Source organism: Streptomyces sp. NPDC023573 (assembly GCF_055559735.1).
The window spans coordinates 1-21312 of record NZ_JBVHKB010000008.1; the positions used below are offsets into that span (position 1 = coordinate 1).

General features: G+C 72.3%; 15 protein-coding genes. 6 read left to right on the forward strand and 9 right to left on the reverse strand.

Annotated features, from left to right (window positions below):
* Positions 1 to 454 precede the first annotated feature (454 nt).
* On the forward strand, positions 455 to 904 hold the full coding sequence (locus ACZ32T_RS24630; protein WP_467369047.1) for a PTS sugar transporter subunit IIA: 450 nt from the start codon (positions 455 to 457) through the stop codon (positions 902 to 904).
* 76 nt (positions 905 to 980) lie between these two features.
* The gene (gene ptsP, locus ACZ32T_RS24635) at positions 981 to 2651 is read left to right on the forward strand and encodes a phosphoenolpyruvate--protein phosphotransferase (protein WP_104790511.1); all 1671 of its coding nucleotides are present in this window, start codon (positions 981 to 983) and stop codon (positions 2649 to 2651) included.
* A 69-nt stretch (positions 2652 to 2720) separates the two neighbouring features.
* Here ptsP and ACZ32T_RS24640 read toward each other — a convergent pair whose 3' ends face one another.
* Positions 2721 to 3635 (reverse strand): hypothetical protein, encoded by a 915-nt coding sequence (locus tag ACZ32T_RS24640; protein WP_467369049.1) that lies wholly within the window; start codon positions 3633 to 3635, stop codon positions 2721 to 2723.
* Positions 3636 to 3713: 78 nt separating this feature from the next.
* Complete coding sequence (locus ACZ32T_RS24645) at positions 3714 to 5699, reverse strand: acetoacetate--CoA ligase (protein ID WP_467369051.1); 1986 nt, start codon at positions 5697 to 5699, stop codon at positions 3714 to 3716.
* Positions 5700 to 5919: 220 nt separating this feature from the next.
* Here ACZ32T_RS24645 and ACZ32T_RS24650 point away from each other — a divergent pair, with 220 nt between their 5' ends.
* Positions 5920 to 8283 carry a glycoside hydrolase family 31 protein gene (locus tag ACZ32T_RS24650; protein ID WP_467369053.1) on the forward strand — a complete coding sequence of 788 codons (2364 nt, stop codon included), beginning with the start codon at positions 5920 to 5922 and terminating at the stop codon, positions 8281 to 8283.
* Here ACZ32T_RS24650 and ACZ32T_RS24655 read toward each other — a convergent pair.
* Positions 8274 to 8771 carry an NUDIX domain-containing protein gene (locus tag ACZ32T_RS24655; protein ID WP_467369054.1) on the reverse strand — a complete coding sequence of 166 codons (498 nt, stop codon included), beginning with the start codon at positions 8769 to 8771 and terminating at the stop codon, positions 8274 to 8276. The two genes, ACZ32T_RS24650 and ACZ32T_RS24655, sit on opposite strands and share 10 nt — an antisense overlap.
* Positions 8772 to 8831: 60 nt before the next feature.
* Between ACZ32T_RS24655 and ACZ32T_RS24660 the strand changes: the two genes are divergently transcribed.
* Positions 8832 to 9638, forward strand: coding sequence for a M15 family metallopeptidase (locus tag ACZ32T_RS24660; RefSeq protein ID WP_467369056.1), 807 nt, complete (start codon positions 8832 to 8834; stop codon positions 9636 to 9638).
* 117 nt (positions 9639 to 9755) lie between these two features.
* Positions 9756 to 10103 (forward strand): Mpo1-like protein, encoded by a 348-nt coding sequence (locus ACZ32T_RS24665; RefSeq protein ID WP_467369058.1) that lies wholly within the window; start codon positions 9756 to 9758, stop codon positions 10101 to 10103.
* A 140-nt stretch (positions 10104 to 10243) separates the two neighbouring features.
* Here the strand turns inward: ACZ32T_RS24665 and ACZ32T_RS24670 are convergent, their stop codons facing one another.
* The 4 genes from ACZ32T_RS24670 to ACZ32T_RS24685 are packed head-to-tail and all read right to left on the reverse strand — an operon-like array spanning position 10244 to position 14518.
* Positions 10244 to 10849 carry a GTP-binding protein gene (locus ACZ32T_RS24670; protein WP_467265028.1) on the reverse strand — a complete coding sequence of 202 codons (606 nt, stop codon included), beginning with the start codon at positions 10847 to 10849 and terminating at the stop codon, positions 10244 to 10246.
* Entirely contained in the window at positions 10830 to 11267 is a 438-nt protein-coding gene (locus ACZ32T_RS24675; protein WP_467265026.1) for a DUF742 domain-containing protein, read from the reverse strand. Before ACZ32T_RS24675 ends, ACZ32T_RS24670 begins: the two co-directional genes overlap by 20 nt.
* A gap of 9 nt (positions 11268 to 11276) precedes the next feature.
* Entirely contained in the window at positions 11277 to 11720 is a 444-nt protein-coding gene (locus ACZ32T_RS24680; protein ID WP_356712706.1) for a roadblock/LC7 domain-containing protein, read from the reverse strand.
* The gene (locus ACZ32T_RS24685; RefSeq protein WP_467369060.1) at positions 11717 to 14518 is read right to left on the reverse strand and encodes a sensor histidine kinase; all 2802 of its coding nucleotides are present in this window, start codon (positions 14516 to 14518) and stop codon (positions 11717 to 11719) included. Before ACZ32T_RS24685 ends, ACZ32T_RS24680 begins: the two co-directional genes overlap by 4 nt.
* Positions 14519 to 15024: 506 nt before the next feature.
* On the opposite strand from ACZ32T_RS24685, the gene ACZ32T_RS24690 reads away from it, so the two are divergent.
* Complete coding sequence (locus ACZ32T_RS24690) at positions 15025 to 15525, forward strand: hypothetical protein (protein WP_467369062.1); 501 nt, start codon at positions 15025 to 15027, stop codon at positions 15523 to 15525.
* A gap of 21 nt (positions 15526 to 15546) precedes the next feature.
* On the opposite strand, the gene ACZ32T_RS24695 is transcribed toward ACZ32T_RS24690, so the two are convergent.
* Both ACZ32T_RS24695 and ACZ32T_RS24700 read right to left on the reverse strand, forming a co-directional pair.
* Positions 15547 to 20289, reverse strand: a complete 4743-nt coding sequence (locus ACZ32T_RS24695) for a coiled-coil domain-containing protein (RefSeq protein WP_467369064.1) — start codon at positions 20287 to 20289, stop codon at positions 15547 to 15549.
* Positions 20290 to 20364: 75 nt separating this feature from the next.
* Positions 20365 to 21267 carry a hypothetical protein gene (locus ACZ32T_RS24700; RefSeq protein ID WP_467265017.1) on the reverse strand — a complete coding sequence of 301 codons (903 nt, stop codon included), beginning with the start codon at positions 21265 to 21267 and terminating at the stop codon, positions 20365 to 20367.
* Between the last annotated feature and the right edge of the window lie 45 nt (positions 21268 to 21312).

Genomic DNA, 21312 nt, shown 5'->3' on the forward strand with positions numbered 1-21312 from the left:
ACCGGGGCCCTCCGGGCGCTTCCCTTCTGTTCTTGCGTTTCCGACTCTATCAGACTCTTTCGTGTCCGATTCCCGGCCGAAGCGGGTTCCTGCTCAATCGCTTTCCAGTTCTTCGCTTTCGCGTTTCCCTTTCCGGCGAGTCCGACTCTATCAGGCCTTTCTCGTTCCTTTGACCGGGGTCTCGCGAGCATGCGAAAGCCATAATCAAAGTGAAGGTCTGGGCTTGGGAGTCGCTGTCCGCCCCCGACTCGAAGTCGTATGGGGGCCGGGCAGGGATACGACAGTACAGGCCGCCGCGAGACGAGGCAAATCGTTTCCGGTGCACCTCCAGGTCTGCCAACCGGTAGCTCTCGGGCGGAACCGGGACTTCATATGACTTACGCTGCTGACCAGTAAGCCGCCCTCCTTCAGTCGTGGCGGTGACATCCGGATCCCCACCTCTGGGAGGCTCTCCATGACCACAGTGACGTCCCCTCTTGCCGGCCGCGCCATCGGGCTCACCGCGGTTCCCGACCCCGTGTTCTCCGGAGCGATGGTGGGCCCCGGTACTGCCATCGACCCCGTACGCGAGCCTTCCGAGGCCGTCTCGCCGGTCGACGGCATCGTCGTCTCCCTCCATCCCCACGCCTTTGTCGTCGTCGACGACGAGGGCCACGGCGTGCTGACCCACCTCGGGATCGACACCGTCCAGCTGAACGGCGAGGGCTTCGAGCTCCTCGTGAACAAGGGGGACACGGTCACCCGCGGTCAGGGCATCGTCCGCTGGGACCCTGCGGGCGTCGAGGCCGCCGGCAAGTCGGCGATCTGCCCGGTCGTGGCCCTGGAGGCCACCGCCGAGTCCCTCTCCGAGGTGCGTGAGGACGGCGACGTGAAGGTCGGCGAGACTCTCTTCGGCTGGCAGTGACACCCTCGGCTCGATGAACAGCCAGTTGGGAATCCACCGCGGTGGCGCAGCCACCGCACAATCGGAGACGGGTGAAATGGAGACAACGCTGCGAGGCGTCGGCGTGAGTCACGGTGTGGCGATCGGCGAAGTTCGGCACATGGGCACCGCGGTGCTCGAGCCGCCGGCCAAACAGATCCCCGCGGACGAGGCCGAGCGCGAGCAGGGGCGTGCCCGCCAGGCCGTCGAGGCCGTGGCGGCCGACCTCATCGCGCGCGGCAATCTGGCGGGGGGCGAGGCACAACACGTGCTCGAGGCCCAGGCCATGATGGCGCAGGATCCCGAGCTCATCGCCGATGTCGAGCGTCGTATCGCTGTCGGGAGCACCGCTGAGCGTGGCGTGTACGACGCGTTCGCGGCGTACCGGGCGCTGCTGGCCAACGCTGGGGAGTACCTGGCGGGGCGCGTCGCCGACCTCGACGACGTACGGAACCGGATCGTGGCGCGGCTGCTCGGCGTGCCGATGCCGGGTGTGCCCGACAGTGACGAGCCGTACGTGCTGATCGCGCGTGACCTGGCTCCCGCCGACACGGCTCTGCTCGACCCCACGCTGGTGCTCGGCTTCGTGACGGAGGAGGGCGGGCCGACCAGCCACAGCGCCATTCTCGCGCGGGCGCTCGGTGTGCCCGCCGTCGTCGCTCTCCCCGGAGCGGGTGAGATCGCCGAGGGTACGGTCGTCGCCGTGGACGGCAGCACCGGTGAGATCTTCGTCGAGCCCAGCCAGGAGAAGCGCGCCGAGATGGAGAGCGCCTCGGCGGCCCGGAAGGCGGCGCTGTCGGCGGTGACCGGTCCCGGTGCCACCTCCGACGGTCACAAGGTGCCGCTGCTCGCCAATGTCGGCGGTCCCGGTGATGTTCCCGCTGCGCTGGAAGCCGGTGCCGAGGGCGTCGGACTGTTCCGCACGGAGTTCCTCTTCCTGGACGACAGCAAGCAGGCGCCGTCCGAGGAGAAGCAGATCGCGGCGTACCGCGCTGTGCTGGAGGCGTTCCCCGAGGGGCGTGTCGTGGTGCGGGTGCTGGACGCCGGTGCCGACAAGCCGCTGGACTTCCTGACGCCGGCCGACGAGCCGAACCCCGCGCTCGGCGTGCGTGGGCTGCGCAGCCTGCTGGACCACCCGGATGTGCTGCGGACCCAGCTGACGGCATTGTCCAGGGCGGCCGAGGGGCTGCCGGTGTACCTCGAGGTCATGGCCCCGATGGTGGCCGACCGTGCCGATGCGAAGGCGTTCGCCGACGCCTGCCGTGAGGCGGGACTGCAGGCGAAGTTCGGGGCGATGGTGGAGATTCCGTCCGCCGCGCTCAGGGCCCGCTCGATCCTGCAGGAGGTGGAATTCCTCTCGCTGGGTACCAACGACCTGGCGCAGTACACCTTCGCGGCCGACCGGCAGGTAGGGGCCGTGTCCCGGCTCCAGGACCCCTGGCAGCCCGCACTGCTCGACCTGGTCGCGCTGTCGGCCGAGGCCGCCAGGGCCGAGGGCAAGAGCTGCGGCGTCTGCGGTGAGGCCGCTTCGGACCCGCTGCTGGCGTGCGTACTGACCGGTCTGGGTGTCACCTCCCTCTCGATGGGTGCCGCGTCCATTCCCTATGTGCGGGCGACGCTGGCGAAGCACACGCTCGCGCAGTGCGAGCGTGCGGCCTCCGCCGCGCGTGCGGCGGACTCCGCCGACGACGCACGGCGCGCGGCGCAGGCGGTGCTGTCGGGCGAGTGACGTCGTCCGCCGCGCACGGTCGGATGTGAAGGGGTTCCCGCCGGTTCCGGCGGGAACCGCTTCGGTCTTTCAGCGGTGGACCTCCGGGTCGTCGGCACCGATGGCGAAGCCCGCGCAGTACTCGACGCCGGATTCCGGCGACACGGGCTCCCCGGTGTCGGCGTCCGTGCAGTAGGCGCTGAAGACCTCGCCCGCGGTGAGCGGGAGGAGGCTGCCCCGGTTCAGCCGCCAGCCGTGCACCCGGTCCGGCGCGTCGGGGGCCGTGGTGCGCAGTACGACACCGCCCTGGGTCTCGAGCGCGACCCCGACGGCGAGCACGGTGGCGAACTCCGCACCCTCCGCCGGTCCGAGCCTGGCGGTTCCGTCCGTGTCACGGGCGGTGTGGAGGACGGCCAGGAGCTGTTCGTTCTCCATGGGCATGCTGCAGACGATGTGATGGTTGCCCGGACCCGCCGTGTCCAGCAGGCGCATCAGCAGGTGGGACGCCCGGTCGAAGGCGGCCTGCCCGATGTCCTGGCCGCAGTCGGCGCAGTCGCCGAGGCCCGCCAGCAGCATCGTGGCGTACTCCCAGGTCGCGCGCCGGACCGCTTGTGAGACGAGCAGCGGGATCAGCGTGTCGATGGGCTGGCCTGTGTAGGCCACGGTGGCGCCGGCCGAGGCGACCTCCGCGACGAAGCGGCTCCGGCTTGTGCGTTCGTCGGGTTCCAGGCCGGACTCGGTGCAGAACTCCGCGTAGTCCTCCGGGTCGAAGAGGGCCACGGTGGTGTGCATGCCCTGCGCGGCGAGCGTCCGCAGCAGGCCCTCGACCTGCTGCAGGTAGACCGTGTGATCCTCGAAGGTGAAGCTCCGGTAGTGGCGCATGGCCGCGAAGTCGTCCGGGTCGACCAGGAGGCCGATGGTGCTGGGTGCTTCGCGGCGCAGTGCGCGTCGCATGGATGTTCCGGCGCGCCGCCGGCTGCGGTCGGTCTGTTTGATGTGCGCCATGAGTCCCCCTGTGCGCTGTCGATCGATGCTCACTCAGCGTAATCAGGGGGACTGACAACGGGCTGTCCGGCGGCTGGTTCAGTGGCGGTCGCGGGCGAGTTCCTCGTAGAAACGGAGGAGTTCGAGGTTGTCGACGGAGCCCGGGTTGACCGCCTTGGAAAGGGCTGTGCCCTGGAGGAGGCGCTTGACCGGAACCTCGATGCGCTTGCCTGTGAGGGTGTGCGGAATGCCGGGGACCTCGATGACCTCGTCCGGTACATGGCGGGGTGAGAGGTTCTCGCGGATGGTCCGTTTGATGCGGTCGCGGAGTCCGTCGTCGAGCGTGGCGCCCTCGGCGAGGTGGACGAACAGGGGCATCCAGTAGCCGCCGTCCGGCTCTTCGAGGCCGATGACGAGGGACTCGCGGATCTCGGGGAGCCGTTCGACCGCCTCGTAGATGTCGGCGGACCCCATCCGGACGCCCTGCCTGTTGAGCGTGGAGTCGGAGCGGCCGTGGATGATGACCGAGCCGCGGTCGGTGAGGGTGATCCAGTCTCCGTGGCGCCACACGCCGGGGTACACGTCGAAGTAGCTGTCGTGGTATCGGCGGCCGTCGGGATCGTTCCAGAAGCGGACCGGCATGGAGGGCATGGGTGCGGTCACGACGAGCTCGCCGACCTCGCCCGTGAGCGGCTTGCCCGAGGGGTCCCAGGACCGGAGGTCGGTTCCCAGACAGGCGGCCTGCAACTCGCCGATGTGGACCGGCAGGGTGGGCACCGCGCCCGCGAAGCAGCTGCAGACGTCCGTCCCGCCGCTGACGGAGGCGATCCACAGGTCGGTGCCGGTGTCGGCGAACTCGTCGTGCAGCCAGCGGAAGCCGTCGGGCGGGAGCGGGGAGCCCGTGGTGGCGACGCACTGGACACGGCTGAGGTCGTGGTCACGGCCGGGGTGGATGTCCGCCTTCCGGCACGCCATGACGTAGGCGGCCGACGTACCGAAGAAGGTAGCGCCGGTCAGTTCGGCGACACGCCACTGGGCCTGGACGTCCGGGTAGCCGGGGCTGCCGTCGTAGAGCACGACGGTTGTACCGGTGAGCAGACCGGAGACGAGGAAGTTCCACATCATCCAGCCGGTGGAGGTGTACCAGAAGAAGCGGTCGTCGGGGCCGAGGTCGCAGTGCAGCCCGATCTGCTTGAAGTGTTCGAGGAGGATCCCGCCCTGGGACTGGACGATGGCCTTCGGCAGTCCGGTCGTGCCGGAGGAGTACAGCACCCACAGCGGGTGCTCGAAGGGGACCTGCTCGAAGACCGGTTCGGTGTCCGAAGCGGTGAGCGCCGACCATTCGAGGGTGCCTTCCGGCGCGTCCGTGCCGAGGAGCGGGATGTGGACGACCGCGCGCAGGCTCGGGAGTTCGCTGCGGAGTTCGGCGACGGTGTCCCTGCGGTCGTGCTCCTTGCCGCCGTAGCGGTAGCCGTCGACGGTGAACAGGACGACGGGCTCGACCTGCTGGAAGCGGTCCAGGACACTGCGGGCGCCGAAGTCGGGGGCGGAAGAGGTCCAGACCGCGCCGACGGCGGCGGTGGCGAGGAACGCGACGACCGCTTGGGGGATGTTGGGGAGGTATCCGCTGACCCGGTCGCCGGGGTTGACGCCGAGGGCGCGGAGTTCGGCGGCGAGTGAGCCGGTCTGGCGCCGGAGTTCGGACCAGCTGATGGAGGCCTGGGCGTGGGTCTCGTCGACGTAGAGCAGCGCGGGGGCATCCGCGCGGAGCGGGTCGTCGGCCGTGCGCAGGGCGTGCTCGGCGTAGTTGAGGGTGGCGCCGGGGAACCACTGGGCGCCGGGCATGGTGCGGTCGCCGAGGACGGCGTCGTACGGGGTGGAGAAGCGTACGTCGAACCAGTCGGCGACGGCCTCCCAGAAGGTGTCGAGTTCGTCGACCGACCAGCGGTGCAGCGCCGCGTAGCCGCCGTCGGCGGGTGCTCCGTGGCGTCCGGCCGCCCATCGCTGGAAGCGGGTGACGGCCGCCGCCTCGACGCGCTCGGGATCGGGCTGCCAGAGGGGGGCTTCGCCGGCTGCTGAGGTCATGGAGGCTCCCTGGCCTTTCGGGTGTACGCGGGGTGTGCGTGCGTCGCGCGCACGGGCTGGGGTGTGCGCGTGGACGGCTGTCACGGACGATGCCATGTGATCGTCTTGCGCACCAGGGTCCCCCTGCCATGACCGCGTGTCCGGTTGTGTGGTGAAGCCACAGGTGAACGGAAGCTGAACGGAGCACGCTTCGGTCCGGGCGGATGGCAGGGTGGCCCGCATGGATGGTCGTGACCTGGTGCGCTCGGTGAAAATGGTCGGTTCTGTGCAGGGGATGCGCACGGTCCGCTCGGCCTGGCGGCGCCGGCGTGCCGACGCGCGGGCCCTGGCGGCGCGTGGTGCGGAGCGGGCGCGGGTGCCCGGGCTTCTGATCGGTGCGGAGCCCGGGCCGGGCGGTGGAGTCGTGCGGTTCGCGCGTTCGCAGCTGCGGGTCAGGGTGGCGGCGGGCGGTGCGGTGTTCTGGTCCTGGGACGGCGCCGGGCCGCTGCCCTCGTACGCCCTGCCGGGGGACGGGCCGGAGGCCGATACGCGGGCGCGGCTGGAGCCGGACACGAACGGCGGCTGGCAGGTGGTGGCGGAGCGGCTGACGGTCGCCGTGTCGCGGCACGGGGCGCTGGAGTTGCGGACGCCGGGCGGAGTGGTGCTGCGCCGGGAGCTGCCGCCGCGCTGGTGGGAGCCGGTGGAGGGAGGTCCGGCGCGGTGGGTGCAGCGGTCCGAGGTCCCCGCCGACGCCCGCTTCTTCGGGCTGGGCGGCCGAGCCGGCGGTCCGAGGCTGAGGGAGGGGACGTACCGGCTGTGGAACACCGATCCGGGCGGTCGTTTCGGTCCGGAGGACGATCCGCTGTATCTGACGATGCCGGTGCAGATGGTGGTTTCGGACGCGGGGACCCATCTGGCGTTCCACGACAACTCCTGGGCGGGCCGGGTGACGCTCCGCGAGGGCGAGGAGGGCGCGGGGTCGGGACACGACCGGCCGGGGGCGTGCGAGGTGCGGATGGAGGGCGGCCCGCTCCGCTGCTGGGTGGTCGTGGGTACGCCGGCCAAGGTGCTGCGGAGCTGGACGGCGCTGACGGGCGCGCCCGCGCTGCCTCCGTCGTGGGCACTGGGCCCGCAGCACGCCCGCTGGGGGTTCGGCAGCGAGCAGGAGGTGCGGCGGGTCGTCGCGGGGTACCGGGAGCGGGAACTGCCGTTGTCGGTGCTGCATCTGGACATCGACCACTACGACGCGCATCAGGTCTTCACGGTCGACCGGGAGCGGTTCCCCGGTCTCCCCCGGCTGGCGAAGGAGCTGCGCGAGGACGGCGTCAGGCTGGTCTCGATCGTCGATCCCGCGGTGCGGGCGTCGGCGGGCAACGCGGTGTTCGACAGCGGCCTGGAGGTCGGTACGGAGGGCGCGTTCGTCCGGGACCCGCAGGGCGTTCCGGTGCTGGGTGAGGTGTGGCCGGGCGAGTGCGTCTATCCGGATTTCACCGATCCGCTGGTGCGCGCGTGGTGGGGTGCGCTGTACGAGGAACGGCTCGGTCAGGGGTTCGCCGGGGTGTGGCACGACATGAACGAACCGGTGTCGTTCTCGGCCTTCGGGGATCCGTCGCTCCCCCGTTCGTCCCGGCATTCGCTGGAGGGGCGTGGCGGGGACCACCGGGAGGCCCACAACGTGTACGCCCTGACGATGGCGAGGGCCGGGTACGAGGCCCTGTGCCGGCTGCGCCCTGACGAGCGGCCGTTCCTGTTCTCCCGTTCGGGCTGGGCGGGGCTGCAGCGGTACGGCGGGACCTGGTCCGGTGATGTGGCGACGGGGTGGCCGGGGCTCCGGGCCTCGCTGGCCCTGGTGCTGGGTCTGGGGCTCTGCGGGGTGCCGTACTCGGGGCCCGACATCGGCGGGTTCGACGGTTCGCCGTCGCCCGAACTGTATCTGCGCTGGTTCCAACTCGGTTCGTACATGCCGTTGTTCCGTACGCATGCGGCCATCGACGCGGGGCGCCGGGAGCCATGGGAATTCGGGCCGGAGGTCCTCACGCACGCCAGGCGTGCGCTGGAGGAGCGGGAGCGGATGCACCCCTACTTCGTGACCCTGGCCCAGCTCGCCCGGCTGACGGGTGCGCCCTATGTGCGGCCGGTGTGGTGGAGCGCCCCGGGGGACCGGGAGCTGCGGGACTGCGAGGACGCGTTCCTGCTGGGTGACGCGCTGCTGGTCGCGCCGGTGCTGGAGGAGGGCGCGGACCGCGTCGCGGTGCGGCTGCCGCGCGGGCGTTGGTACGACACGGCGACCGGGCAGGCGTACGAGGGCCCTGGCCAGGCGGTGGTGGACGCGCCGCTGTCCCGGATCCCGGTGCTGGCGAGGGCCGGAGCCGTGATCCCGGTGCGGGGCCCGGACGGCGCTCTCGAACTCGAGGTGTGGGCTCCGCCGGCCGGGCGTACCGGGGGCGGGCTGGTCGTGCGGGACGCGGGCGACGGGTGGGAGTGGTCCGAGGTGGAGCGCTATACGTCCCGCCTGAGGGCCGGCCGCGTGGTGGTCGAACGGGACGGCGAGGAGTCGCGGGTGCCGTACCCGGTGCGCGTGCGGGGGCTGCCGGCTCAGCCGTAGGCGCCGGCGAACCAGGAGCGTACGGCCTGGGTGTGGAGGGGGAAAGCGAGTTCGTCCGGGGTGTGCAGTACGGCGTGTCCCGAGGTCTCGTCCGTCGGTGCGGAGGGCGGGAGTTGCCCGGCGGGGCGTGGCGGGAGCAGGCCGAAGAGCAGCAGGTGGCCGTCCGGGGAGCTCAGGGCGTCGGCGAGGCGTACGTCGGTCTCGTCGGCGCGGATGCCGGTCTCCTCGCGCAGTTCGCGTACGACGGCGTGGCGCCAGTCCTCGGTCCGGTCGATGTAGCCGCCGGGCAGCGCGATGCCGCCCGGGTGCGGCGGGATCGTGCGGGTGATGACCACGAGGCCGGTGCCGTGCGGTCCGGTGACGGGCAGCAGGGCGACGGCGACGGGCAGCGGGTTGCGGTAGGCCGTGCGAGCGCAGACGGTACAGGTGCGGGGCCAGGCGTCGGTGGCGTACGGGGCCCCGCAGCCACCGCAGTGGGAGTCCTTCACGGGCGGACTGTATCCGATCACTCTTCTCTTGCGGCTCCGGAGCTGATAGACGGTGTGCCCATGACAGGAACTGCTCGTCTTCTCCGCGCCCTGGCCGTTGCCGGCGCCGCTCTGCTCGCCGTGACCGCCGCCGCCCCGGTGGCGGTGGCCAGGCCCGAACCCAAGGCTCCGCCGGAGTTCGTCGACCTCCGCTCCGTCGATCCGACGATCATCACGGAGATGCGCTACACCACCGCGCACAACTTCATGGGAGAGCCGGTGGACGGTTACCGGCAGCCCGTCTGCATCCTGACCCGGCCGGCCGCCCGCGCGCTGCAGACGGCCCAGCGGAGCCTTCTGCGCCAGGGGTATTCGCTCAAGGTGTACGACTGCTACCGGCCGCAGCGTGCCGTGGACCACTTCGTCCGCTGGGCGAAGGACCTCGACGACCAGGCCATGAAGGCGGAGTTCTATCCGATGGTCGACAAGACACGGCTGTTCGAGGACGGTTACATCGCGGAGAAATCCGGGCACAGCCGGGGCAGTACGGTCGACCTCACCCTGGTGAAGCTGCCGGCACTGCCGACCAGGCCGTACGAGCCCGGCGAGGAGCTGGCCCCGTGCTACGCGCCGAAGGGTGAACGCTTCCCGGACAACTCGGTGGACATGGGGACGGGTTACGACTGTTTCGACACCCTGTCGCACACGGACGACCCGCGGGTGCGGGGAGCGCAGCGTGCCAACCGGCAGTTGCTCAAGGAGACCCTGGTCGGCCTCGGGTTCGTGAATCTGGCGGAGGAGTGGTGGCACTTCACGTACAAGCCGGAGCTCTTCCCCGACACCTACTTCGACTTCCCGGTGGCCAGGCGCTCCGTGGCGGGCCACTGACGGGACGGGAGGGGAACGGGCGACCGGGACCACCCCCGTGGGCTCCGGCCGTCCGTTCATGGTCTCGGACGCGGAACTGCCGTATCCGGTTGCCGGCCGAGCGATTACGGTGCCTTCATGTCACAGCAGACGTTCGGTTCGTATGAAGAGTTCTGGCCCTATTACGTCGCCATGCACTCCAGGGCGGCGACGCGATGGGTCCATCTGACCGGGACACTGACCGGTCTCGCGGTCACCGCGTACGGTCTGGCGCGCGGCCGCAGGCGCTACGCCCTGGCGTTGCCGCTCATCGGGTACGGCACCGCGTGGCCGGCGCACTTCCTCGTCGAGAGGAACAACCCGGCCACGTTCGGCCACCCCGCGTGGTCGCTGCGCGGAGACGTGCAGATGATCCGGATGATGCTCGCGGGACGGGACGGGGAGCTGGCCGAGACCGCGGCCGAGTGGCTCGCCGAGAACCGGTGAACCCCGGTGCGCGCACAGGGTTGACGGGTCGTCACCCCGGGTGAAGACTCCTGTCACGCCCGCTGCCCCCCGCACCGTACGCGCGGTCCGTACCCCGGTCGGCGGGGGTACGGACCGCGTTACGTGCGGCGGTCGGGCCGTCAGGTCCTGGCGGGTTCCCGGAGCCGGTCGGCGTGCACCATGGCGTGCTCCACGACCGCCACGAGCACATCCCTGACGGACGCCCGGTCACGTGCGTCGCAGAGCAGCACCGGCACCTCGGGGTCGAGGTCGAGTGCCGCCCGGACCGTCCCGGTGGGGAACTGCTCGGCGCCCTCGAAGAGATTGACGGCGACGGTGAACGGGATCCCCCGGCGCTCGAAGTAGTCGACCGCCGCGAAGCAGTCCTCCAGCCTCCGGGTGTCCGCGAGGACCACCGCACCGAGGGCGCCCTGGGCCAACTCGTCCCAGAGGAACCAGAAGCGGTCCTGGCCGGGGGTCCCGAACAGGTAGAGGACAAGGTCCTCGCGCAGCGTGATGCGGCCGAAGTCCATGGCCACCGTCGTGGTGTGCTTGCCCTCGACCCCCGACACGTCGTCGAGGGGGCGGCCGGCCTCGCTCAGCCTCTCCTCCGTGCGCAGCGGTCTGATCTCGCTGACCGCGCCCACCAGGGTCGTCTTGCCCACGCCGAAGCCGCCGGCCACCAGGATCTTCAGGGTGACGGGTTCGACGTGCCGCCTTTTGCGGCTAGAGCGCCCGAAGGCCATTGATCACCTCGCGGAGAAGGCTCTCGTCCGGCAGCTCGGCCGGCGGAACGGGACGGGTGACGTGCACCAGTTCGTCCTCGACGAGGTCACCGACCAGGACACGGACCACCCCGACGGGGAGGTCCAGTCCGGAGGCGAGTTCGGCGATCGACTGGGGCATGTCGCTGCACAGTTCGACGATCTCCACGTGTTCCGGGGAGAGCGTCTGGTCGCGGCCGGGATCGTCGGCCGCCGGTTCGGGGATGACGATCGCGATCAGGTCGAGACGATGACGGGACGCGCTGCTGGTACGCCCCCGGGTCATCGCGTAGGGCCGGACCACCGGACCCGCTTCGGCGTCGTACCAGCGCGAGGAGCCCGCTCCTGCGGGCGCGGGCGGTGATCCGGGCGCGGTGTCCCGGGCGGAGTCTGCGCTCATCCCCTCGCCTCACCCTCCGGCGGGCAGACCGGTGGTCCGGGGGGCGTTGGCCAGGTGCGCCCCGACGCGCTTGACCATCAGGGTCATCTCGTAGGCCACCTGCCCGACGTCCGAGTCCGAGTCGGCCAGGACGGCGAGACAGCTGCCGTCACCTGCGGCCGTCACGAAGAGGAAGGCCTCGTCGAGCTCGACCACGGTCTGCCGGACCCGGCCGGCGTCGAAGTGACGGCCCACGCCCTTGGCGAGGCTGTGGAACCCGGAGGCGACGGCCGCCAGGTGCTCGCTGTCCTCACGGGTCAGGTCCTGGGACGTGCCGGTGGCGAGGCCGTCGCTGGAGAGCACCAGCGCCTTGCGGATGCTCGCGACGCGCTCGACCAGTTCGTCGAGGAGCCAGTTGAGTTCGCCGGAGCCCTGGCGTGAGGAGTTGTGTGCTGCGGCGTTCGGTGCGGTCATCGACCGTCCCCTCCCGGAGTGGTTCGTGGTGCTGCCTCGCCGGGGCCGGTCGCGTCCTCGGCGTTCTGCCGACGGCCGCGCTGCCAGCCGCGTTGAAGCGAAGCCATGCGGTTGCGTACTTCGTCCGCATCACGTTCGAGGTCGTCGTCGGTGTATGCGGGGGCGTGACCGGAAGTCCGCCCTGCGGAGTCCTCCCGGAGCTGTGGGGCGAGGTTCGCCTGCCGGACCCTGCGCGGGAGGCCTCCGACCGTGTCCGGTGCGGACGGCCCGGGTGCGGGTCTGAGCCTCGGCGGCGCCTCGTCGGCCGGGGACGCGCTCGGGCGTTCCTGTGCGGTGGCGGCCTCGGAGCCGGGGGCCTCGGGGGGGCCGTCGTTCGTGCCGGGGTGCGAGCGGCCCCCGTCGCCGATCCGGCGTCCATGGCCGGTGCCGGGTGTGTGCGGCTTGCGGCGCGGCAGCGGGACGGGGCCGGAGGGCCGCATCGGCCGGACGTCCGCCGAGCGGCCGTCCGAGGGGTCGAAGGCCTGTTGGTGCTGTTCCCGGTCGGCTTCCCTGCGCAGGTCGCGGGCGCGGAAGATGCCCCCCCGCTCGCTCTCGGTGTCCTCCAGGTCGGATACGCCGTCGAGGACGGGTCCGAGTGCCGGATCGAGTTCCCGGTCGCGAGCCGGGTCGGTGAACCCGAGTGTGCCCACCGGGCCTTCGAGCTCGACCGGGCCGTCGAGCACCGACGGATCGGTGAGACCCGTGGGGACGGGGGAGAGTCCGGAGGGCCTGCCGGGGATGCTCTTGTCCGCGACTCCGTCCCTGCGGGCCTTGTCGCTGCCGGGCGCGTCGCTGCCCGGCCGGCCGCCGCCGACCGCCTTCTCGGCGCGCCGGTCGAGGCGGAAGCCCGTGCCGTGCGTCTCCGGGGCGTCGGTGAGCAGCTGTGCCGGGATGAAGACGACCGCGGTCGTCCCTCCGTACGGTGAGATCTGCAAGGAGACGCGGACGTTCTGCCGCTGTGCGAGCCGGCTGACGACGAAGAGACCGAGCCTGTCGGTGTCGGAGAGTTCGAAGTCGGGCGTCTCGGCGAGCCTGAGGTTGGCGTCCAGGAGGACTTCCGGGGCCATGCCGAGGCCGCGGTCGTGGATCTCGAGGGTGAAGCCGTTGGCCACGCGTTCGCCGTGGACCTGCACCGCGGTGTGCGGGGGCGAGAACACCGTGGCGTTCTCCAGGAGTTCCGCGATCAGGTGGGTGAGGTCGGCGACGGCCGGGCCGCCCACTCCGATGCGGGGCAGGCGCCGGACCTCGATCCGCTCGTAGTCCTCGACCTCGGCGACGGCCGCGCGCACCACGTCCATGAGCTGGATGGGCTTGCGCCACTGCCGGGACGGGGCCGCCCCGGAGAGGATCACGAGTCCTTCGGCGTGGCGGCGCATGCGCGTGGTGAGGTGGTCGAGGCGGAAGAGGTCGGCGAGCTCGTCGCTGTTCTCGGTGCGCCGCTCCATGGTGTCCAGGAGCGTCAGCTGGCGGTGCAGGAGCACCTGGTTGCGGCGGGCGAGGTTGACGAAGACCTCGGACACTCCGCGACGCATGTCCGCCTGCTTGACGGCGGCCTCGACGGCGGCGCGCTGCAGGGTGTTGAGGGCCTGCCCGACCTGGCCTATCTCGTCGCGTTCGTAACTGAGGTGAGGCGCTTCGGTCTCCACGTCGACCTGCTCGCCCGCGGCCAGCCGCCGCATCACACTGGGGAGCCGCACCCCGGACACCTCGTGCGCGTCCTTGCGCAGCCGGGAGAGGTCGCGGACGAGTTCGCGTCCTACGCGTACGGAGACGAAGACGGACACGAGCAGGGCGACGAATCCCAGGACGCCGGCGACGCCCGCCTGGATCAGGACCCGGTAGCCGGCGGGTTCCGCGCGGTCCTGGAAGCGGTTGGACATCTCGGTGCCGTCGTTGGCCAGGTGCTCCAGGACGGGTGGCGCCACTTCCTCCCAGCGCGCGGAGTCGATGGTGCCCGGCTTCGTGATCGGGCCCGCGGCGATGAGCCTCTGCTCGGCCGTCCGCAGCGGCTCGGTGTCGGGGCTGCGCCAGTACTGCTCCATGCGGCCGCGCTCGCTCGCCGGCAGGAGTTCGAGGTTGACCTCGTACAGGAGCGTGCGGCTGGCGGCGAGGTCGGAGACGACACGCAGCTCAGGGGCGCCGAGCCGCCCCGCGATGAGGCCCGACGCGATCAGGGCGTCTTCACGGGAGAGCATCTCGCGCGCCCTGGAGATGCCGACCAGCGCCCGGACCTGCTTGTCCATGGACACGTTCTCCATCGTGTGGAGACTGTTCAGGAAGCGGTAACAGGGGTCGACGAGGCCGTTGTAGAAGTCGAGGGCCCTGGTCCGGTCGATGGTGCGCTTCTCGACGGATCCGCGCAGCGCGTCCAGGCCGTCGATCTCGCCGAGGATCGAGTCGAGCTGGGCCTCCGACTCCGGGCTCAGTTTGTCCCGTACGTCCTTGCTCTTCGCACTCCGCCTGACCTCTGCCACGACCCGGTCGGTCCGGGCGCGCTCGCGGCGCAGGAGGGGCAGGGCGTCCGAGGCCCGGGGGTCGGCGAGGAAGACGAGTGTCCGGCGGCGTTCGCCCTGGACGGCCCGGATGGTGTCTTCCAGCGGGTGGCCGACCTGCTCCACGATGGCGCTGGCGCCCATCAGTTCACCGGCCTCACGGCCGGTGACGTAGGTGGCGAAGACCCAGAGACCGGTGAGGGAGGCGAGCGGCACCAGGAGCAACGCCACGATCTTCCTGCGGATGGACTTCCCGCGAAAGCGCATGGCCTCCCCCAGCTCGGCCCCGCACCGCGGGGGTGGTCGTGCCGGAGCCGGTGGTTCCGGTCGCCCGGTCTTCGTGGTCGTTCGGGTGTTCCTGCCGCAGCCCACCGAGCGTCGGCCGGAGTTCCGTCAACAAACGGCGCGAGCCTACTACTGACCTACCGGTAACTCGAAGGCGTGTCCGGACGATTTCAGGCCGCTCTTCCCTGAGTTGCTCACCAGTTGTCCCGGTATTCCCTGCGAAGAAACTCGCGAAAGCGACAGAGAATCCCTGGCCGAACGCGGTGCTTCCACACAAGGCAGTTGGCTGGAATTCTTCCTTCCGTGACCTTTCGGGGCTGGTTGCCACCCCTGGGCGGGAATCTTCGCGACCTGGCATTCGTCCACACGTACGGGGCAGAAGAACCTCACGGGGGTACGTGCGACAGGCAAGCGGCTCCGCCCGCGTAAAAAGGGCGCAGGCCGGGCAGCCACCCCCCAGTCGGACAGTGGTGGGGAGTTGAAGGTCCTTGGACACGGATGAGCGCCGGGGCGCGGCGGCATCGTCGGCGGTCCCGTCGGAGGCGGTCCCGTCACAGACGGGTGCGCGGGCGGCCGGCGGGGCGCCCGCCGGTGCCCGGATCCCCCGGCAGCTGTGGGTGGACGAGCCCGCTGAGCGCCGGAGAATGCCGGATCCGGTGCGGACGGCGGCCGTGCGCGCCGTCCTGATCATGTCACTGACGATCATCCTGGCCATGGTGGCCTTCCTCTGCACGCTGGCCGGGTCCTGGCTCGCCTTCCCGATGGTGCTCACCGGGGTGGGGGGCACTGTCGTGGCGACGTGGTCCGTGCTGGACGTGTGGGTGACCCGGCAGGTGTGGAACCAGCGCAACGGCGTGGTGTCCGTCCCCAGCAGCACGGCGCGGCGCATGCGCCGGGAGCGCCGCGCCGCCAGGCGGGCGGCACGGTCCCGGGCGCGCAGGGAAGCCCGGATACGACGCCGGGGCGAAGGCCGGCTCTCCCGGGCCTGACCGCCTGCGCCCCGGCGTCCCCTACCGCTTGTCGGTGGCCTGCTGTGCGGGCTCCGTGCGCGTGTCCGTCATCTCCGTACGCATCTCCGGGACCGCCGGCGCGCCCGCCGGGCCGGTCGTCTCCGCGCTCCGCTTGAACATGCGGGTCGCGGTGATCTCGCCGTGGACGGTCTCACCGGCGGGGTCCTGCTGGGGCAGCCCCGGCCTGAGGTGCTCCTCGACGCTGATGTACTTCAGTCCGGCCCGCAGGTCCGCGTCGTTGCGGAGGCGGATCACGAGCGGAAATTCGGCGAGCGCCGTCGTGTCGAACAGCCCGGTGGTGTAGAGCAGTTGGACTCCGAGCGCGTCGGAGACCGCGCGCTGCAGCTCCAGCAGGTACGTCGCGTTGGCGCGCCCGATGGGGTTGTCGAGGAAGAGCGTGCCCGCGTGCCGGTGCCGGTCCCGGCCCCTGTCGTTGCTGCGCAGGGCCGCCATCGTGCAGTACAGCGCGATGGCGGCGGTGAGCAGCTGGCCACCGGAGAAGACGTCGCCCATCTGCCCGACCGGGACGCGCTCGGCGCGGAGCACCGCGTCCGGCTTGAGGATCTCCACCGCGATGCCCTTGGGCTGGAGAGCCGCCTGTACGCCCCGCAGCAGGAGGGACATGCCGTCCCTGCGCAGGTCGGAGTTCTTCTTGAGGGCCGCGTGCGTGGCCTCGTCGATGACCTCGCCGAGCCTCTCGGTGAGGGTGGCCTGGTCGGGCTCCTCGAAACGGATCCGGAGGAATTCCTGGCCGGACCACTCCCCCAGCCCCTCGGGCAGCTGGGAGAGCCGCTGGGCGGAGCGGAGCGTCGTGAGGGCCGATTCCACGAGGCCTCGGAGCCGGTCGACGATGGAGTCGCGGTTGCGCTCCAGCTGGACCAGCTCGTCGGTGAGCACACGCAGCCTGGGCGCGAAGGCCGCGGCCCACTTCTCGGCGTGGTCGGGCAGGGCGGCTGCCGGAAGCTCCCGGATCTGCTGCCGGGCCGGGGTGCGGACCTGTTCGTAACGGGTGGAGTTGGCGTGCCGTACGAGAACGTCGCTCGCCTCCCGTACTGAACTCTCCGCTGCTGAGAGGTCCGTGGAGCAGCCGCGCAGTGAGCGGCGGGCCTCGGCGGCGGACTGCCTGGCCTCCTCCAGGGTGCCCGAATACGGGTCGGGGGACTCGGTCTCGTCCTCCGCGCCGTGGTCCCTGAGCAGGTCACGCAGGAGTGCGGCGGTCTCGTCGAAGCCGCTCGCCGAGCCCTCGGCGGTGCGGTGGGCGCGCAGCAGCTCGGCGTGGGCCGCGCGCGCGGTGTCCAGCGTCTCGGTGGCGGAGGCGAGTTCGGCGGTCGCCGTACGGAGCAGCGCCTGGGCCTGGTCGGCGTCGGCCGGGGACAGGTCGGCGGGGAGCTCCGTGTGGTGCGGTGCCTCGTCGGCGGGTGCGAGCCGTTCGGCTTCACCGCGCAGCCGGCCGAGCTGCTCGCTGGCCGTGGAGGCCCGGGTCTCCAGGAGCTGGACGTGGGACTCGGCGCGGGCTGCGGCCGCCTGCCGGGAGGGCCCGTCGGCCCCGTCGGTGCCTTCGAGCAGCTGGGCGGCACGGGTGCGGACCTTGTTGGTGAGGCGGTCGAGCTCGGCCAGGGCGGCGCTCTCGTCGCTCTCGGCGCGCGCCTGCTCGGCGCGCAGGTCGGCCCCGACACCCACCTTCTCGTACAGCCTGGAGGCCGCTCGGTAGGCCTCGCGCAGGGCGGGGAGGGAGATGCGCGGGCCCGAGGCGTCGGGCTCCGGCAGCGTTTCCGGGGCACCCGCGATCTCCGCTCGCTCGGCGCGCAGGGCACGGGCTGTGCGGTGGGCGTCGTCCGCGGCGCGCTGGGCGGCACGGCGGTCCTCGTCGGCGGCGCGTGCCCGCTCCAGGCACGCTGTGGCGCGCGCCTCCGATTCGGCTGCCTCGTCGGTGAGTTCACGCAGTCGCGCCTGCCAGCCCGCGCGGTCGCGGAGACGGTGGGCCAGGCCCGCGAGCGCGTCGGCGGCGCGGCGGGCCCGCTGGGCCGCCTCCTGCCGCTCGTCCCGGACGCGCGCGGCGTCCGCGGCGGCCTCGTCGGCCTCGGCTCGCACGGTGCGGGCCTCGGCGAGTGCGGCCTCGGCGGCCTCCGCGGCGGCGCGGGCGGTGCGGGCGGCGTCGCCGAGCTCGGCGAGCATCCCGGGCGGGCAGTCGGCACGCCACGAGCCGATCCGGGCGGCGAGGGCGCGGTCGGCGGCGAGCCGGGCCGCGAGCGACCTGATGTCCTCGTCGCGCGCCGCGGCCCGGGCACGGAGCGCCTGGCGCTCCTCGTCCGCGGCGTGTTCGTCGTGCATCGCGGGGTTCGGCGGGACGAGGAACACGTCGTCACCGCCGGTGCCCGCGCCGCCGGGCGGGGGTACGGGGGCGAGGAGGGCCGCGGTGGTGCCCACGGCGACGGCCGACCGGGGCAGCAGGGCGGCGGCGGCCAGGACCTCGCGGGCGCGGGTGTGCGCGTCCGGGTCGGTGATGACGACACCGTCGACGAGCTCGGGGCGCGCCGCCAGGACCGCCGCGTGGTCGGCGGGGTCCACGGCCTGGGCGAGGTAGCGCCAGCCGGGCAGGGCCGGGATGCCGTGCTCACCGAGGTACTCGACGGTGGTGAGGACGTCGGGTCCGGGCGGCAGCAGTCCGCCGTCCCCGAGGGCGCCGAGGATGCGGGAGTCGTCGGCGGCCGCGGTGCGCAGGTCGAAGAGCCGTCGTTCGGCGGCGAAGACGCCTTGGTCGAGGAGTTCCCTCAGCTCGTCAGCGGCGGCATCGAATTCCTCGGCCGTGAGGGACGGCGCGTCCCCGCCGGTGGTTTCTTCGTTCCCGTCCGTTCCCGCTGCGGCGCCGCGGGGGCGCGGGACACCGCCGCCGGTGGCCGCCGGGAGGCCCAGCAGGTCGGCGAGGCGGTGGTCGGCTGCGATCGATTCGGCGGCCCTGCGCTCGGCCTCGTAGGACTGTTCGGCGGCCTGCGCGCCGTCGGCGGCGCGGGCCGCGGCGAGCTCGGTGCGGCTCTCGGCCGCGGCGGCTTCCCTGGCCTGCTCGGCGGTGGCCCTGGCCGCCTCGCGTGCGGTGTCCCAGGCGGCGACGGCGGTCTTCTCCGCGTCGTTCGCCGCGAGGGCCGCGCGGGCCGGGTCGGCGTCCGGCGCGGTGTCGTCGAGCCAGCCCGCGCGTACGGCTTCCGCGGTCTCCTGTTCGACCTCGGCGAGGCGCTGGCGCAGGTGTCCGGCCTCGCTGCGGGCGCGCTGGGCCTCGGTGGCGGCGGTGGTGGCGTCCCGGTGGGCTTCCTCCCCGGTGGACTGCAGGGTCGCGGACCGCTCCTCCTCCTCGTCCGCCACCCGCTCCCCCGCCTCCGCGGCGGTGTGCAGGGCCCGTACGAGGTCGGCGGCGGCCGTGGCGCGTGCGGCCAGGGCGGGGGCCGCGTCTCGCTCCGCCTCGCGGATGGCGACGGCGACGCGTGCAGAGCGGTCGGCGGCGGCGCGGTGGCGCAGGACGGCTTCGGCGGCCTGCCAGGCGGAGTGCAGGGTGCGTGCCTCGCCCAGCTCACGGCGCTGCGCCGCCGCGCTCTTCTCGGCGGCGGTGAGGGCCAGGGACGCGTGCCGGTAGGCCAGTTCGGCCGCGATCAGGTCCCGGCGGCCGCGGGCCGATTCGGCCTCGGTGACGGTGTGGGCGGCGTCCGCGACCTGCTGGGCGAGCTCCGCGGTGCGGCCGCGCTCCTCGGCGGCGCGGCCGGAGAGCCTGCGGGCGAGGGTGCGGGTGCGGCGTTCGGCACCCGCGTGGACGTCGCGGCTGCGGGCCCTGGTCGCGGTGGCGTCGACGATCCGGCCGAGCAGCTCGACCGAACCGGCGGTGAAGTCGCGTTCGGCGGTGAGCTCGGCACGGCGGCCCAGCTTGTTGCCGAAGCCGCTGACGAGGTCGGCGAGGCCGTCCGTGTCACGGGTGTCGGTGACGGCCCGGAGCAGCAGGTCGGTGAAGTCGGAGTCCTTCTTGACCGCGAAGAGGCCGGCGGCCTCACCTTCGTCGGCGTTCATCTCCCGCTGGTAGCGGAAGAGTTCGGGGTCGAGTCCGAGGTCACCGAGGTGTTCGTTCCACCGGTCGTGGATCTCTTCCCAGTGCACGTCGAGGTGCGGGTAGAACTTGCCGGCGTCCGTGAGCGCGTCGCGGAAGCCCTTCATCGTGCGGCGTCTGCCGCGGGCGTTCGAGACGCCTTCGGCGGGGCGGCCCACCGAGCTGGCCTCGGCCACGGGGAGGCTGTCGAGGCTGAGTCCGGGACCGGGGCGGAAGGAGTACCAGGCCTCGGCGAACTTACGGGGGTCGCTGGAGACCTGCCGGCCACGCCATTCGCTGACCTTGCCGACGACGACGCACTCGCCGGTCAGGGTGTGCTGCCACTCCAGGGCGACGTGGCCGCAGTCGTCGGCGAGCAGGAACTTGCGCAGGACACCGGAGCTGGCGCCGCCCAGGGTGTTGCGGTGGCCCGGCAGCATCACCGAGAAGATCAGTTTGAGCAGGACGGACTTGCCTCCGCCGTTCTCCAGGAAGAGCACGCCGGCGGGCGCCGGGCGGCGCGGGGGGCCGGCCGGCTCTTCCTCGAAGAACTCCGCCTGGGCCGGCGCGGGCCTGGGCACCGGCTCGCCGACACCGCGCAGGTCGAGCACGGTGTCGGCGTAGCGCGCACCGGCGGGTCCGATGGAGTAGAGGCGGACCCGGGACAACTCGTACATGGCGGCGGACTCTCGTCGTTCTGGCGGCGGGCGGGCTGGAGTGCGGGCGGCTGGAGCGGGCCGGGGCGCGGTGGTTCAGGAGTGGAAGGGGAGTCCCGCGTCGGCGGCCAGCTCCAGGCCTTCGTCGTCGGGCGGGGGCAGCAGGGTGGCCGATCCGTCCGTGACCGGGACCACGCCGAGCTCCAGCAGTTCGGCCATGGCGGCGCTGCCGGCCATGTCGCGCACCTGGAGCTGGTAGCGGGCGGTGGTGCGGTAGGCGCCGCCCGCGTCGTCCCCGGTGCGCTGGAGGAAACCCGAATCCGTGAGGAAGGCGACTGCCTTGCCGATGATGCCGGTGGTCGAGCCGGCCAGCCGGCGGGCGTCCTTGGTGGCTCCGGTGGCGCTGCGGCGGGAGTAGATCCGCCACCCGGATTCCAGGCCGGGCGCGTCGGTGGCCGGGTCGGTGTTGTCGCCCTGCTCCTCGGCGCGCTCCTCCAGGCGTTGGCAGGCCTGGCGGACGAAGGCGTCGACGCCGTTGACGGTGATGCGGCCGATGTACGAGTCGTCGGCCAGGTCCTCGGGGCGGGGGAAGGCCATGGCGGCGACGGCGAGGTGGGCGAGACCGTGCAGGAAGCGGTCGGCGGAGTCGGGGGACGCGCGCCGGGCGTAGTCACCCATGCGCACGGCGAAGACCGAGTCCTCGCCGGCGGTCACGGCCATCCCGGCGCGGGTGGAGACCTCCAGCACGATGAGCCCGAGCCCGGTGGCGACGGCGTCGGAGAGCCGGGCGAAGGCGGGCTCCTCGCGGTAGCGGCGGAGCAGCTCGGTGTACTCGGCGTCGCGGGCGGGCATCAGCTTGGGCTGCAGCCCGAAGGAGACCAGCCGGGCGGCGTCGGCGGCGTCGGCGGGCGTGACAGCGGCCGGCCGCGCGGCGTCGGCCGCCTGCGGGAGGTGCTGGTCGCCCCACGCGTCGGTGTGCTCGGCGTGCTGCTCGCTCAACTCGGTGACTCCTCGGTACGGGTGCCGCATCCGGGCGGCAGGGGT

What these genes read in the sequence shown, in the direction of transcription:
- ACZ32T_RS24685 (WP_467369060.1), bottom strand. Translation starts at nt 14,518, where the DNA reads ATGCGCTTTCGCGGGAAGTCCATCCGCAGGAAGATCGTGGCGTTGCTC.
- ACZ32T_RS24670 (WP_467265028.1), bottom strand. Translation starts at nt 10,849, where the DNA reads ATGGCCTTCGGGCGCTCTAGCCGCAAAAGGCGGCACGTCGAACCCGTC.
- ACZ32T_RS24660 (WP_467369056.1), top strand. Translation starts at nt 8,832, where the DNA reads ATGACAGGAACTGCTCGTCTTCTCCGCGCCCTGGCCGTTGCCGGCGCC.
- ptsP (WP_104790511.1), top strand. Translation starts at nt 981, where the DNA reads ATGGAGACAACGCTGCGAGGCGTCGGCGTGAGTCACGGTGTGGCGATC.
- ACZ32T_RS24645 (WP_467369051.1), bottom strand. Translation starts at nt 5,699, where the DNA reads ATGACCTCAGCAGCCGGCGAAGCCCCCCTCTGGCAGCCCGATCCCGAG.
- ACZ32T_RS24630 (WP_467369047.1), top strand. Translation starts at nt 455, where the DNA reads ATGACCACAGTGACGTCCCCTCTTGCCGGCCGCGCCATCGGGCTCACC.
- ACZ32T_RS24675 (WP_467265026.1), bottom strand. Translation starts at nt 11,267, where the DNA reads ATGAGCGCAGACTCCGCCCGGGACACCGCGCCCGGATCACCGCCCGCG.
- ACZ32T_RS24640 (WP_467369049.1), bottom strand. Translation starts at nt 3,635, where the DNA reads ATGGCGCACATCAAACAGACCGACCGCAGCCGGCGGCGCGCCGGAACA.
- ACZ32T_RS24650 (WP_467369053.1), top strand. Translation starts at nt 5,920, where the DNA reads ATGGATGGTCGTGACCTGGTGCGCTCGGTGAAAATGGTCGGTTCTGTG.
- ACZ32T_RS24680 (WP_356712706.1), bottom strand. Translation starts at nt 11,720, where the DNA reads ATGACCGCACCGAACGCCGCAGCACACAACTCCTCACGCCAGGGCTCC.
- ACZ32T_RS24665 (WP_467369058.1), top strand. Translation starts at nt 9,756, where the DNA reads ATGTCACAGCAGACGTTCGGTTCGTATGAAGAGTTCTGGCCCTATTAC.
- ACZ32T_RS24695 (WP_467369064.1), bottom strand. Translation starts at nt 20,289, where the DNA reads ATGTACGAGTTGTCCCGGGTCCGCCTCTACTCCATCGGACCCGCCGGT.